This is a genomic window from Botryobacter ruber (genome assembly GCF_003347595.2).
GTDB lineage: Bacteria > Bacteroidota > Bacteroidia > Cytophagales > Hymenobacteraceae > Pontibacter > Pontibacter ruber_A.
The window spans coordinates 182,258-196,413 of the sequence record NZ_QCZK02000055.1; the positions used below are offsets into that span (position 1 = coordinate 182,258).

The 14,156-nt window shown below is 49.7% G+C and carries 13 protein-coding genes and 1 riboswitch; of the genes, 12 read left to right on the forward strand and 1 reads right to left on the reverse strand.

Annotated elements, in window-relative coordinates:
* Positions 1-176 precede the first annotated feature (176 nt).
* The 3 genes from DCW36_RS19000 to DCW36_RS19010 are packed head-to-tail and all read left to right on the forward strand — an operon-like array spanning position 177 to position 3,006.
* Positions 177-1,004, forward strand: a complete 828-nt coding sequence (locus tag DCW36_RS19000) for a hypothetical protein (protein WP_114778339.1) — start codon at positions 177-179, stop codon at positions 1,002-1,004.
* Entirely contained in the window at positions 989-1,726 is a 738-nt protein-coding gene (locus DCW36_RS19005) for a hypothetical protein (RefSeq protein WP_125185148.1), read from the forward strand. The genes DCW36_RS19000 and DCW36_RS19005 overlap by 16 nt, the downstream gene beginning before the upstream one ends.
* A 2-nt stretch (positions 1,727-1,728) precedes the next feature.
* Positions 1,729-3,006: a WD40 repeat domain-containing protein gene (locus DCW36_RS19010; RefSeq protein ID WP_114778341.1), complete on the forward strand. Its 1,278-nt coding sequence runs from the start codon at positions 1,729-1,731 to the stop codon at positions 3,004-3,006.
* A gap of 42 nt (positions 3,007-3,048) precedes the next feature.
* On the opposite strand, the gene DCW36_RS19015 is transcribed toward DCW36_RS19010, so the two are convergent.
* Positions 3,049-3,369, reverse strand: a complete 321-nt coding sequence (locus tag DCW36_RS19015) for a rhodanese-like domain-containing protein (protein ID WP_240676244.1) — start codon at positions 3,367-3,369, stop codon at positions 3,049-3,051.
* Positions 3,370-3,507: 138 nt separating this feature from the next.
* On the opposite strand from DCW36_RS19015, the gene pnuC reads away from it, so the two are divergent.
* The 9 genes from pnuC to queG all read left to right on the forward strand — a co-directional run bounded on the left by pnuC (position 3,508) and on the right by queG (position 14,139).
* On the forward strand, positions 3,508-4,260 hold the full coding sequence (gene pnuC / locus DCW36_RS19020) for a nicotinamide riboside transporter PnuC (RefSeq protein ID WP_164891184.1): 753 nt from the start codon (positions 3,508-3,510) through the stop codon (positions 4,258-4,260).
* Positions 4,261-4,476: 216 nt separating this feature from the next.
* On the forward strand, positions 4,477-4,653 hold the full coding sequence (locus tag DCW36_RS22660; protein WP_164891185.1) for a hypothetical protein: 177 nt from the start codon (positions 4,477-4,479) through the stop codon (positions 4,651-4,653).
* Between the two features lie 175 nt (positions 4,654-4,828).
* Entirely contained in the window at positions 4,829-5,356 is a 528-nt protein-coding gene (locus tag DCW36_RS19025; protein ID WP_114778464.1) for an AAA family ATPase, read from the forward strand.
* 9 nt (positions 5,357-5,365) lie between these two features.
* A complete protein-coding gene (locus DCW36_RS19030; RefSeq protein WP_114778344.1) occupies positions 5,366-6,244 on the forward strand; it encodes an aldose 1-epimerase family protein in 879 nt (292 codons plus the stop codon).
* Positions 6,245-6,975: 731 nt separating this feature from the next.
* Positions 6,976-7,072: riboswitch (TPP riboswitch) on the forward strand.
* 61 nt (positions 7,073-7,133) lie between these two features.
* Positions 7,134-9,614 carry a TonB-dependent receptor gene (locus DCW36_RS19040; RefSeq protein ID WP_114778345.1) on the forward strand — a complete coding sequence of 827 codons (2,481 nt, stop codon included), beginning with the start codon at positions 7,134-7,136 and terminating at the stop codon, positions 9,612-9,614.
* A 153-nt stretch (positions 9,615-9,767) separates the two neighbouring features.
* On the forward strand, positions 9,768-10,946 hold the full coding sequence (locus DCW36_RS19045) for an acyl-CoA dehydrogenase family protein (RefSeq protein WP_114778466.1): 1,179 nt from the start codon (positions 9,768-9,770) through the stop codon (positions 10,944-10,946).
* A 442-nt stretch (positions 10,947-11,388) separates the two neighbouring features.
* On the forward strand, positions 11,389-12,429 hold the full coding sequence (gene ruvB, locus DCW36_RS19050; protein ID WP_114778346.1) for a Holliday junction branch migration DNA helicase RuvB: 1,041 nt from the start codon (positions 11,389-11,391) through the stop codon (positions 12,427-12,429).
* A gap of 133 nt (positions 12,430-12,562) precedes the next feature.
* Entirely contained in the window at positions 12,563-13,096 is a 534-nt protein-coding gene (locus tag DCW36_RS19055) for a hypothetical protein (protein WP_125185149.1), read from the forward strand.
* A gap of 107 nt (positions 13,097-13,203) precedes the next feature.
* Complete coding sequence (queG, locus tag DCW36_RS19060) at positions 13,204-14,139, forward strand: tRNA epoxyqueuosine(34) reductase QueG (protein WP_114778348.1); 936 nt, start codon at positions 13,204-13,206, stop codon at positions 14,137-14,139.
* Positions 14,140-14,156: the final 17 nt, after the last annotated feature.

A 14,156-nucleotide genomic window follows, 5' to 3' on the forward strand; every position in this document is an offset into this window, starting at 1 on the left:
ATGCCGCCTTTCAGGTTGAGCATTAAATACTCAGGGACTTGAATAATTTTAGTTTTATTAGGAACAAATTTACGCCTGCCATTGCGAAAGTACACCTATATGCCTAGTTTTAAACACTAATTCAGATTTGGATAAAAATAAGTCGATTAGCAGGAGGAAGACTTTTAATAGACATTATGCAGAAAAGAAATTGGTGGGTGATGCTGACGGCCTGCCTGGCATTAACTAGCTGTGAACTGCAGCAGGAGTTTGAGCAAGTTGCAGAGAAGGAAGAAAGTTTTCTGGTGGTCCAATGGGCAGGGCAGATGGTGCAAACCAGGGCAAACGCACAAATACTACTCTTCGATTCGGAAGAGGCATGGTCAACACCGCATGCCAAACCTGTGGCTTCTGCTGGCAGAGGGGAGATAACAAGTGAGATAAACAATGGAATCCGGTTTACTACTGCAAGATTTAAGAATCTGGCATCGAAAAAATATTGGATAAAAGTGCTATCGACCTTCGAAAACGGTATAGAGCATAATCAGAATATGCCGCATATACTGGATGTTCCTCTGCCTAAAGGCTCTACAACCTATGCAACCGTAAATTCCAAGAATGTTGGCCTCCGAGAATATCAACTGGAGGAGCTAACGTTACAGCTGCCAGCCATTCTAAAACAAAATCCGGGCCTGAAGGTGCGAGTCACGTTCAGAAGCCAAATTCCTGCTCAATCTCCCGGCGGAATAAAGGCTACGCATTACGATGCGGTAGTAACCGCCAGCGATTTTCCTCTAAAGTTAGAGAAGCTCAATATCTCAATAAAAAAGTTTAGTTATTCAAGTAACGATCCGCATTATGTTGTATCTGTTGAGGCGACAGATGGTTCTTTTTCGCCGATAGCAGCTTCAATAATACTGTTTGATCTTGTAACAGAGAATAATGGTATGTTTGATCAGTTGCATCACAAGGATGAATGGCAGGGAAATAGTTTTACAATAGCAGGGAAATGGATTTTATGGTAAGTAAGCTTATGAAAAGGGTGCGGTTTCTGCTGACAGTTCTGCTTTTTGTTCTGTGTTCTCAACTTCAAGCGCAGCATATACACCTGGAAGTTAAGTTTGGCGGCGGGCTTGCATTCGAAAAAACGACTAACAAGTTTAGGCAAAAAGGCTTTGATATTGAGCAGCGAAGCAACAGAATAGGTTACTTAATGCACTTTGGTGTAAGTACACCGTTTCTTTCGCCTGACTCTGAACTGAATTATAACCTGCGCCGGGGGTCTTTTCTTTCTACGGATGTATATCAATACTATTTAGGTACCCCTATTGCCTCACCTGCACAACACTTGTCTGTTCTGCAGCATTATGGAGGAGTAACTATTTATCCGTTTGCACACGCCAAGCCTAAAATGATTCCCTATGTTTATGTTGGCTTAGGCTATAATGTAATTAGTTTAAAGGAGGAAGGAAGTGGCGTAATGTTAAAAACACCAGTAAATGGAGATCATGTTCTTGCTGTCTCTGAGTTTCGTATTGTCACTTCGGAAAGCACTTTTGGGGCCATGGGTTACGAAACAGCCATCGGATTAAAGTACCACGATACAGAAAAGTTTGGGTTGTTTGTGCAGGCCCGTTTTAATCAGATACTGCAGCGAAGAACTGATTTGGTTGCAGATAAATTTAATCTAGGTCAGGTTGAGATTGGTACCATGATTAGGATCTTTAAAAGCAGGAGGTCGATTTAAGCATGAGACAATTACTATCTTTTATTTTGGTTTTTCTTTCCATAACATCCTTTGCTCAGGAACTTCGGCTTAATAAGCTTGAGCCAGGAGCAAAAGTGGTGCATCAGCTGGTTTACTCGCCCGATGGCAAATACTTGGCATTTACAGACAGGCGGAGTGTTCAGGTGGTGCAAACGGGAGCAGCACAGGAGCGCTTTGTCTTAACGAACTCTTCTGGAAAAGTGAGGGCACTTGCCTTTTCCAATGATGGTAACCAACTGCTCGCCGCACAGGGTAGCTCCGCAAAGCTTTGGAATTTAGCTGATAAGCAGGTGGTTCATACTTTCGGGCCACAGAAAGGTACTGTGCTGGCAGTTGCCTTTAGCCCGGACAACGAGTATGTGGCGCTGGGTGGTACAGGCAAAACAGTAAGCGTGTGGCATGTAGCTACCAAAAGTTTAGTAACCAGTTTTACTGGTCATCAAAAGGGTATAACGGACCTGGATTTCAGCCTCGATGGCAAATTCCTGCTAAGTGCAAGCGGAGACAAAACCATAAAAGTTTGGGATATGCAGGAGAAGGTGCTTTATAAAACGCTGTTAGGCCACAACGACTGGGTGAAGAGCCTGGCAGTAAGCCCGGATGGCAAACATGTAGTAAGTGCAGGTTACGATAAAGAAATCATGGTTTGGTCTATTGCCGATAAGAAGGCCACCGAGCGTGTCCAAAAATTAATTAACCCGCATACCAGCTGGATTTCGGCTCTGTCGTTTAATTCTTCAAACAAACTGGTAAGTATAGGCCATGATAACCTGCTTGTTTTGTACGATCTGCAAAACATGTTTAGCAGATCACATCACCAGTTTTTTGAAGAAAAAATGCCAATAAGCTACAATGCACAGCCAAGTGCAGTGGCCCTGGATCCAATAAATTTTCAGGTGGCCGTTGCTACATTGGGAAGTGGCCTTTACCTGGATAACTACCTGCAGTTAAAAGTAAAACCTTCGCATAGTTTCAGTATTCAAACCATTAATGGCGAGCAGGTAGGCAAAGGTACTATCGCCGCAGAAGAAACTGCCAATGTAATCGCCAGCACCTCACGTCCGGAAGAAATTAAAGTTTTGCTGGTTACCAACAACAAAACAAAAGAAGCTATGGAGTTCAGAGACCTTTCAGGCTCTGAAATAAAGTTTGCTGTAAGTCTGCCTGACCTTCAGAATGACTTTACGGTGGTGATAGAAGATAAAGACAAAAACATAAAGCCGGTTGAATATAGCTTCCAGATAAGAAGAGGGCTGTAAATAGCTACGTATGCATCAGCTTTACTAACCACCCAGCCATATTTAATACACCGCCATATCCGGGTCAATTTCAGTGGCCCAGGCGTTGATGCCGCCTTTCAGGTTGAGCAGGTTGTCGTAGCCGTAGCGTTGCGAGAGGTAGTTGATCACCTGGGCGCTTCTGTAGCCATAGTGGCAGACGATTACCACCGGGATGTCCTGCCGGATGCGGCTGACCTGCTTCGGAAGCTCCTGCATGGGAATGTGGTCGCCGCCGATGTTGCATAGCTCAAATTCTGCGGGTTCGCGCACATCTACAATCTGGAGCTTACTCTGGTGGGCAAGCCTGTTCTTTAGTTCCTGTACTGTTATCTCGTTCATCATGCTGGCCTCAGGAATAGTTTTATTTCTAACGCAATTTTGGGTCTTAAATTCTGTTTTGCAAACTTAGCAGCTTTATTAATTCCGGTTTCCTGTGGTTTCCGGAATCAGCGGATGGATTTAAGCGCAATAACAGAAAGTATGGCAGCAGTACTGCAGGCAGTGGGCCTGCTGAAATTTGGCGGAGGTGTGGCAATGGTGGCTGGTGCAGCAGACTTTTTTGGCCAGGCCGGCATGCCCGAAGCGGTGGCGCAGGCGGTGTACGATGTGTGGCAGCAGTTCGTGGAAGGCCTGAAGCTGACCACGGGGCTGGAGTACATCGCCGTGATAGCCGGTATCGCCAGTGTCTGGTTTTCAAAAAAAGAAAATATCCTGGTGTTTCCGGTTGGCCTTATCAGCACGACCATTTATGTGTACCTGAGCTTTAAGTATGACCTGATTGGCGAGGCCAGTGTTAATATTTACTACACCGTGTTGAGTGTGTATGGCTGGTGGCTCTGGGCCAGAAAAGACAAGCGGGATCAGCCGGTGCTGCACATTAGTTCTTCCAACCTGAAGCAGTGGCTGTGGCACCTATCCTTTTTTGCAAGCTTGTACCTTATTATCTATTTCAGCCTGGTATACCTGCAAACCGCCTTTTACCCGGGCGTTATTCCCTGGGCCGATGCTTTTGCCAGTGCCACGGCGTATACAGGCATGTGGCTGATGGCCAAAAAGAAAGTCGAAAGCTGGTACTGGTGGATTGCCACCAACATCACGTCCATCCCGCTTTATTTTGTGAAGGGGCTGGTGTTTACCTCCGTGTTCTACCTGGTGCTGCTGCTGATGGCTTTTGCGGGGCTGGTAGAATGGAAGCGCCGGGCAAAGGAAGCGAAAATAATGGCTGAGGTCTAAGGCTTTGCTGCTGAGGTGGGTAAAGCGCCCGAAAGAAGCTGTAACAGCAGGTAAGATTAAATTTTTCTTAGCCGGTTTGCATTTCCTGCTATCCTGATGCGGGTTGCTTACGTACATACTGATGGCTGCCTTGCCCATTACGGCACCCTTGCCAGCCAATGCCCGAGTACCAATACCGTGTTTACACTTTGTTCAACCCCCTAAACATGCACTAAGATGAAGCATCGTAAGATAGAATTGCCCGAAGAGTTGAAGTATGTTAACAGGTTAAAGTGGGGATATGAGTCACCTGATGAAAGCCCTAAACAAATTTTTTACAGACAGTATGGAGATAAACGACCCAAAGAAGTAGAGGTGTACAACTTTTACGGCTACAACTTCTCCGAAAACTGAGCCATTGAACAGACTCCCGTGAGGGCTTAGAAACTGCAACAGCTGTTAAAGTTTCTAAGCCTTTTTTTATTGCCTGTAGTGTAGGAGGATTTTCGCTTCTTCACCCATAAAATACACGCTTTCCTTTATCTTTGGCAGTATTGCCGTGGCGCAGCTGCCGTATAAAAAGTATTTCATGTTAAAAGTTTCGATTACCGGGCCGGAATCTACGGGCAAGTCTACCTTGTCGGAGCGGCTGGCGCAGCATTACAATACCGTGTGGGTGCCGGAATATGCCCGCACCTATATTGGCAACCTGGGCAGCCACTACACCTTAGCCGACATCGAGGCGATTGCTGCCGGGCAGCTGGCCCTGGAGCAGCAACTGGAGCCGCAAGCCAACACGCTTTTGTTTGCCGATACCGATATGCTGGTGCTCCGGATCTGGAGCGAACATGCCTTTGGCCACTGCCCCAACTGGATTCAGGAAAAACTAAAGCAGCAAGAGTATAACCTTTACCTGCTCATGGGCGTTGATTTGCCGTGGGAGCCGGACCCGCAACGGGAGCACCCGCACCTGCGGCAGTACTTTTACGATTGGTATAAAAGCGAGCTGCAGCAGCTGGGAGCACGCTATGTCGAAATTTCCGGGCTGCAGGATGCCCGCTTCGAGCTGGCCGTACAGCACGTAGAGGCGCTGCTGCACGAACATCATTTACGCTAACAGGAACCTATGCTACACTTTATCCAAAACGACTTTTTAAAAATAGGCGTCGACACCAAAGGCGCCGAACTGCAACACCTCATTCTAAAACTGGATGCGCAACTGGAACTGCTCTGGCAGGGCGATCCTGCCATCTGGGCTGGCCAGGCGCCCAACCTGTTCCCGATAATAGGAGAACTCCCCGACGGGCAGTATACCTACGAGGGGCAAAGCTATCAGATGAAGCGCCACGGTTTTGCCCGCCTGCACGAGTTCCGGCTGGTGGAGGAGCACCACGACAAACTGGTGCTCGAACTGAAATACAACGACGACATACTGGCGCAGTACCCGTTCAGGTTCCGGCTGCTGGTTGCTTACAAGCTTATAGATAACAGGCTGGAGGTAAGCTATCTGGTAAACAGCGAAGACGACAAAGCAATTTACTTCTCGGTGGGCGCACATCCGGGCTTCAACGTGCCGCTGTACGCGGGGGAGCAGTACTCCGACTATTACATCGAGTTTGAGCAGGAAGAAACGGCCAGGCGGTACCTGCTGAACGAGAAAGGACTGCTTTCCGGCGAAACAGAGCCGCTGCTGGAGCAGGAGCGCATCCTGCCGCTGCGCCACAGCTACTTCGATAAAGATGCCATTGTGCTCAAAAACCTGAAGTCGGAAAAGCTGGTGCTGGCGAGCAAGACAAATTCCATTCGCCTGGAAATAGCCTATCCCGGCTTTCCTTACCTGGGTATCTGGGCCAAGCCCGGTCCGTCGCCTTATGTGTGCATCGAGCCCTGGTGTGGCATTGCCAGCCGCGCAGGCGACACAGGAGCACTGGAAGAGAAAGAAGGCATTAACTCCCTGGGGCCGAAGCAGGCATTTGAGAGAACGTTCAGCATTACGGTTAAATAAAAGATTAGCCCGCGGCGGCTTTTGCACGCTCGTTTTTAACTGTTTTTATTCTGCTGCCCCTGCCACCACAGCCTCTGCTGTTAAGCGACGAGCCAAGCCAAAACAGAACCGTACCTACACAAGAAAGCCCCGGTTGATTTGCATCAGCTGGGGCTTTTTCTGTTCTTCATTGTAAAGACGGTTCCGGAAACTTGGGGACCCTGATCTTTTTAATGTTATAATCTGGTTCAAAATCATTAATCGGTAATGATATTCCAGGTGGGAGGTCCAAATCCGGCAGGTCGTCACCAATTGGCTCTCCTCCGTCGTCGTCGTTGTCGGTAGACGGGGGAGTACCATATTTTTTATGTGGCGAGAATGCATAGAACGCCAGAATCGAAAGCAAAGCAAAGGTATAAAGTAAGCTGATCATCATCACATTTCTACTTAATCATATTACATCGTGTTAGTTGTCAGGTCTTTGTTGTACCCCTTTTGTAGAGGGGGGTGTAAGAGCTGTTTATTGTTTTCAACGTACTTTTGGGCTATGTGGTTTTTCTGTTTGCCCAAAAAATAATGCACTGTATTTAGATAGCATTCAGGCCTTGCACCAGCCTGTAAGGGAGTGGGATAAACAACCGTTACAGCAGCGGAATGTGGTGTAAATCATGTGTTTATTTATGGATTTTTTTATGATTTTGCCTGCTGGCTGCATTTCGTTCCCGGTAGTCTGAAAATAGGATTAACTTTGCAGTTGGTTTTAGGGGTGCCTTACAACAACGGGCTGAGATCATACCCATTGCACCTGATCCGGGTAATGCCGGCGAAGGGAAAACGAGGGAACAAAACGAACGGACAGCTAGCCCCTGGCTTGTCTGGGTTTTATTTAAATTATTACAATTCACTTTCCATGAAAAATTTACTTATGGCAGTGGCACTTGTGCTGTTGCCGTTGCAATTGCTTGCCCAGCACACCATAAGCGGGCAGGTTACCGATGCGGCCACCGGCGAAGCCTTGCCGGGCGCCACCATTTTGTTAGAACATCCGGTTGACGCGACAGCGATGGAAGCTGACCGGTACGGAAACTATATGTTTGAGGATATGCCTGCCTTAACCTACCAGCTTACGGCAAGCTTCCTGGGCTACGAAACCGTGAAAAAGCAGGTGGTGCTGACGAAAAGCACCGTGGTCGATTTTCAGCTGAAGTCTGCCAGTTTAAGTGCAGGAGAGGTTGTGGTGACAGCTACACGAGCCAACAAAAACACCGGCACCACCTATACCAACGTCAGCAGAGAAGAAATTGAAGCGCGTAACTTCGGCCAGGACCTGCCTTACCTGCTGGAGCAGACGCCTTCGGTGGTGGTTAACTCCGATGCCGGGGCCGGTGTCGGTTATACCGGCATCCGCATCCGGGGCTCCGACATTACCCGCATCAATGTTACCGTAAACGGCATCCCGGTAAACGATGCGGAGAGCCACGGTGTCTTTTTTGTGAACATGCCCGACTTTGCCTCTTCGGTGCAGGACATGCAGGTGCAGCGCGGGGTAGGAACATCTACCAACGGAGCCGGTGCTTTCGGAGCCAGCATCAACATACAAACCCAGCAGCTGCGCCGCGAAGCCTACGCCGAAACCGACCACACCTACGGCTCTTTTGATACCTGGAAGAACAACGTACGCTTTGGCACCGGCCTGATCAACGGTAAATTTGCCTTCGATGGCCGCTTGTCGCGCATCACCTCCGATGGCTACATCGACCGCGCCTCCTCCGACCTGAAGTCGTTTTACTTTTCGGGGGGCTATTTCGGCGAGAAGACTACCCTGAAGTTCGTAACGTTCTCGGGTCAGGAAAAGACCTACCAGGCCTGGTACGGCACGCCCGAAGCGCTGGTGTACGGCAATGCCGCTGACCTGCAGGCCTATATCGAGCGCAACTACATCGGGGGCAGCGACAGCCTGAACCTTGTTACCGCCGGCCGCCGCTATAACTACTACACCTACGACAACGAAACCGACAATTACCAGCAGGACCACTACCAGCTGCACTTTGCACAGGAGCTGACTACAGCGCTCAACTTTTCCGGCGCCCTGCACTACACCTATGGCCACGGCTACTACGAGCAGTTCCGGGCAGAGGACGAGCTGGCAAGTTACGGTTTGCCTGATGTAGTGATCGGTTCTGAGACCATCACCACCACCGACCTGATCCGCCGCCGCTGGCTCGACAATGATTTTTATGGCGTAACCTATGCCTTACGCTACAACCCCAGCGCCCGCCTCGACGCAACGCTGGGAGGAGCCTGGAACAGGTACGACGGCAGGCACTTCGGCGAAATTATCTGGGCCCGCTATGCCTCCACCTCCAACATCCGCGACAGGTACTACGACAACAACGGGAACAAAACCGACTTTAACATCTTCGGAAAGGTTAGCTACGGCCTCACCGATAAACTGAATGTTTTCACGGACCTGCAGTTGCGTACCGTCGGTTACTCCTTCCTGGGGTACGATAACGACCTTTCCAACATCACGCAGGAGGCAGACTTCACGTTCTTTAACCCCAAAGCCGGTGTTACCTACAGCCTGAATGCCCTGAACCAGCTGTATGCTTCTTATGCCATCGGGAACAGGGAACCGGTGCGGGAAGATTTTATCAGCTCCACCCCGAGCAGCCGCCCCAGCCATGAAACACTTCGAAACGTGGAAGCAGGCTACAGAGGCTCCCAGTCCCTTGGCAGCGTTGCCGGAAAAACACTGGTAGCACAAGTCGACCTGAATTACTTCTACATGAACTACAAAAACCAGCTGGTACTGACGGGGCAGATAAACGATGTGGGCGCCTACATCCGGACCAACATCGATAAAAGTTACCGACAGGGCGTAGAGCTGGCCGGTGCGCTGAAAGTGGGTTCCTTTACCACCTTAAGCTCCAATATTGCCTACAGCCAGAATAAGATTAACAACTTCAGCGAGTTTATCGACAATTACGATTCCGGAGAGCAGCAACGCAACACCTATCATAAAACAGACATCGCCTTTTCGCCCGATTGGGTAACGGCCAGTCAGCTGGAGGTAGAGGTGCTGAAGGGCCTGCGTGGCGCCTTCCTCTTCAAAACCGTGAGCAAGCAGTACCTGGACAATACCTCCAACGAAAGCCGCATAATTCCGGGCTACCAGGTAGGCGACCTGCGCCTGCGCTACAATGTTGGCTTCGGGAAGGTGCTGAAAGAGCTGGAGCTGGGGCTGCAGATAAACAATCTGTTTAACGAGCGCTATGCCGCCAATGGCTATACCTTCAGCTACATTTATGGAGCGCAGCAAACAACCGAGAATTTCTACTACCCGCAGGCAACGCGCAACTTCCTGCTGTCGGTGGGGCTGAAGTTTTAACTTCCCAAGCTGCTACAGAAGAGCCTCATCAGCAAGCTGATGGGGCTTTTTTTATGGGCTTTTGCCAAAATTGCTGTTTCGTCTTTTGCTGCTTTTATGCCGTATTACGTACTGCTAAAGAAAGGCAAACCTCAACAACAAACAAGCAAACCCATGGCCTACGAATCTTCAGACGCACCGGACTACTACAACATCGACGAACTGCTCAACAGCGAACACAAGCTCATCCGCCAGACCATGCGCGACTTTGTGAAGCGCGAAATTTCGCCTTACATCGAAGAGTGGGCACAGCAGGCGCACTTCCCGTCGGAGATCGTAAAGAAGTTTGGCGAAGTTGGCGCTTTTGGTCCGACCATCCCCACCGAATATGGTGGCGGCGGGCTCGACTACATTTCGTACGGGCTGATCATGCAGGAAATAGAACGGGGCGATTCCGGCATGCGCTCCACGGCATCGGTGCAGGGTTCGCTGGTGATGTTCCCGATTTACGAATACGGCTCCGAAGAGCAGCGCGAGAAATTTCTGCCCAAGCTGGCAAGCGGGGAGTGGCTGGGCTGCTTCGGCCTGACCGAACCCGATTATGGCTCCAACCCCGCCGGCATGGTGACCAACATCAAAGACAAAGGCGACCACTACCTGCTGAACGGCGCCAAAATGTGGATTTCCAATGCACCGGAGGCGCAGGTGGCGGTGGTGTGGGCCAAAAACGAGGAAGGCCGCATCAAAGGTTTAATCGTGGAACGTGGCATGGAAGGCTTCACGACGCCGGTTATCCACAACAAGTGGAGCCTGCGGGCCAGCAGCACCGGCGAACTGGTATTCGACAATGTGAAAGTGCCGAAAGAAAACCTGTTTCCGAACGTAGAGGGCCTGCGCGGTCCCCTGGGCTGCCTCGACTCCGCCCGCTACGGCATTGCCTGGGGAGCGATAGGCGCCGCCATCGACTGCTACGAAACCGCCCGGAAATATGCAGCAGAACGCATCCAGTTCGATAAGCCGATAGCAGCCTTTCAGCTCAGCCAGAAAAAACTGGCCGAAATGCTGACCGAAATTACCAAAGCACAGCTGCTGGCCTGGCGGCTGGGCACCCTGAAAAACGAGGGCGAGGCCACCACGCAGCAAATTTCCATGGCCAAACGAAACAACGTGGAAATGGCCCTGAAAATAGCCCGGGAGGCACGGCAATTACTAGGCGGCATGGGCATCACCGGCGATTACCCCATCATGCGCCACATGATGAACCTGGAGTCGGTCATCACCTACGAAGGCACCCACGAAATCCACCTGCTCATTACCGGTTCCGACATTACGGGTATTCAAGCGTTTAAGTAAAGCGGTTTATGGGAGGAGCTAAGGCAATGGTGGCTGCTGTAGCAAAACGATTTGCAGTCTAAAGTAGCGGTTCAACAGTAGTAGTTGGGCAGGAAGTGTGGTAACTTCACCAGGGCGTGCCGGCGAGCTGCGCAAGCCGTCAGGCTCTCGCGGCTCGCTCTCCGGCAGAAAAAGCCGGAGGAGCTCAAACAACCGCTCCATCCTTCACGCAAAAGTTCACTGCACCTGCCACCACAGCCACTGCTGAAGCAGATGGAATCCCATATCTTTACTGCATCTGTCACCACCACTGCTATTTTTGTTGCTTTTGCTAATATGATTAGATAAATGGTGAGTTTGTGTAAAAAAGTTAGCAAAATTGAGTAACTTCGTAGGCAGAATTGGAGCCAATCTGACGCTGAAACTGTTATAGGAGCAGCTGATTTTAACGCATAAGATTACCATGAGAGAAGATTATCTCACCGGCGACAACGACTACATGTCGCCAGCCGAAAAAGAAGTAGACAAGGCCCTTCGCCCCCTTAGCTTCAGCGACTTTACCGGTCAGGCGAAGGTGGTGGAAAACCTGAAAATATTTGTGCAGGCCGCCAGCCGTCGCGGCGATGCCCTGGACCATGTGCTGCTGCACGGGCCTCCGGGACTAGGCAAAACCACCCTTTCCCACATCATCGCCTCCGAACTGAACGCCAATATTAAAATGACGTCCGGGCCGGTGCTGGATAAGCCAAGCGACCTGGCGGGGCTGCTGACGAACCTGGAGCAGAACGATGTGCTGTTCATCGACGAGATCCACCGCCTCAACCCGATTGTGGAAGAGTACCTGTACTCGGCCATGGAAGATTACAAGATCGACATCATGCTCGATTCTGGCCCGAATGCCCGGTCTGTGCAGATTGGCCTGAACCCGTTCACACTGATTGGCGCCACCACCCGTTCCGGCTTGTTGACTTCCCCGCTGCGGGCGCGCTTTGGTATCAATGCCCGGCTCGAGTACTACGATGCGGAGCTGCTGACTTCTATCGTGAAGCGTTCGGCCGCCATACTGGGTTCGCCTATCCATGCCGAAGCAGCGTACGAGATAGCCCGCCGCAGCCGCGGCACACCCCGTATTGCCAACAACCTGCTGCGCCGCACCCGCGACTTCGCCCAGGTAAAAGGCGACGGTACCATCACGGTAGAAATTGCCCGCTTTGCCCTCAACGCCCTCGACGTAGACCACAGCGGCCTCGACGACATGGACAAACGCATCCTGTCCTGCATCATCGACAAGTACAAAGGTGGTCCGGTTGGGATATCAACCATAGCCACAGCCTGCGGCGAGGAAGCGGAAACTATTGAAGAAGTGTACGAACCCTTCCTGATACAGGAAGGCTACATCAAACGGACAGCCCGCGGCCGCGAAGCAACGGAAGCTGCTTACAGGCACCTCGGCAAGATTCCACCGCAACAGGTAATGGGCGGCAGCCTGTTCGATCAGCAGTAAGTATTTGTTTTGATTTTCGTTTCGATTTGTTTATAGCAGAGGCACACTTTAGTGTGTCTCTGCTTATTTTGTTATCTTTAAAAATATTAATTGAGATTTAGATATAAGGTACCTCGGTTGTAAATTATATAATATGAAGGCTTGTACTATCACAGATTTAATGTTGCCTATTTTTGCGCTATTATCTTTTGTGCTATTTTCCTATACCCTTCCCAGTGCAGGTTGGTTTATAGTAAAAGTGGATTCTAGTATAGCTGTACAATTCCCAGTCCAGCCTGATACTAGTGTAATAAATGGAGTACAAGTTTATAAAGCCCAGACGGAAGATGCCTTATACATGGCGCTCGTTATTGATCAGCCACTTAGACCTGATCAAGATCACATTGAAAATGCACAAGAGTTTTATAAAGGATTTATTAGATCTTTCGTCAATAATGCGAAGGGAACTTTTGTTGATTCAGCTTCTTTTACCCTAGAAGGTTTTAAAGGGATTAACTTTTCTTATACAGTACCGCAGGGAGATGGAAGTAGTGTTAAGAGAACTAACCGAACTATATTGACAAAAGACAAACTATGCTCCTTGACGCATACACCACTTGCACAACCAACTGAAACCTCTGAGGAGGCCAAGTTTTACTTTTTAGAGTCTATTGAAATATTAAAATAAGGTTACTTTACGATGTTTTATTCTGAGTAATTTATAAATGAAACTGCAACCGGATTTAGTTTGCTTCTAAGTGTTGTGCAGTTATAAGTACCACAGTCAATCCTGTTTTGTCAAAAGAAAAACACACACAGCTGATTAAGCAGAAAGCGCAGGAACTGGGTTTTATGTACTGCGGCGTATCGAAAGCGGAGTTCCTGGAGGAAGAGGCGCCCCGGCTGGAGAACTGGCTCAACCAGCGCATGCACGGGCAGATGCACTACATGGAAAACCATTTCGATAAGCGCCTGGACCCGCGCCTGCTTGTGGATGGCGCTAGGTCGGTGGTGTCGCTGCTGCTGAATTATTACCCGGAGGAGCGCCAGCCGGAGGAGGATACCTACAAAATATCGAAATACGCCTACGGCACCGATTACCACTTTGTAATCAAGGATAAGCTGAAGGACCTGCTGCGGTACATAAATGAGGAAATAGGAGAGGTAGGCGGACGCTGTTTCGTAGATTCGGCCCCGGTGCTCGATAAAGCCTGGGCAAAAAAGAGCGGCTTAGGCTGGGTAGGCAAAAACAGCAACCTGATCACCCCGCAGGTGGGCAGCTTTTATTTTATAGCCGAACTCATTATCGACCTGGAACTGGAATACGATGGGCCCATCAAAGATTACTGCGGCTCCTGCACCCGTTGCCTGGATGCCTGTCCCACCGACGCCATTGTAGCGCCTTACGTAGTAGATGGCAGCAAATGCATTTCGTACTTTACCATTGAGCTGAAGGACCAGCTGCCGCAGGAAATGGAGGGGAAATTCGGGAACTGGGTGTTTGGCTGCGATATCTGCCAGGATGTTTGCCCCTGGAACCGTTTCAGCAAACCACATAAAGAACAGGCCTTCGATCCGCACCCGCAGCTGAAGGAGTTGAAAAAAGCGGACTGGCAGGAAATAACACAAGAAATTTTTTCGCAGCTGTTCAGGAAGTCAGCTGTGAAAAGAACAGGTTATAGCGGCCTGCTGCGCAATATCCGGTTTGTGCAGGATAATCCGGATAAATAGCAGAGATACTATTTATC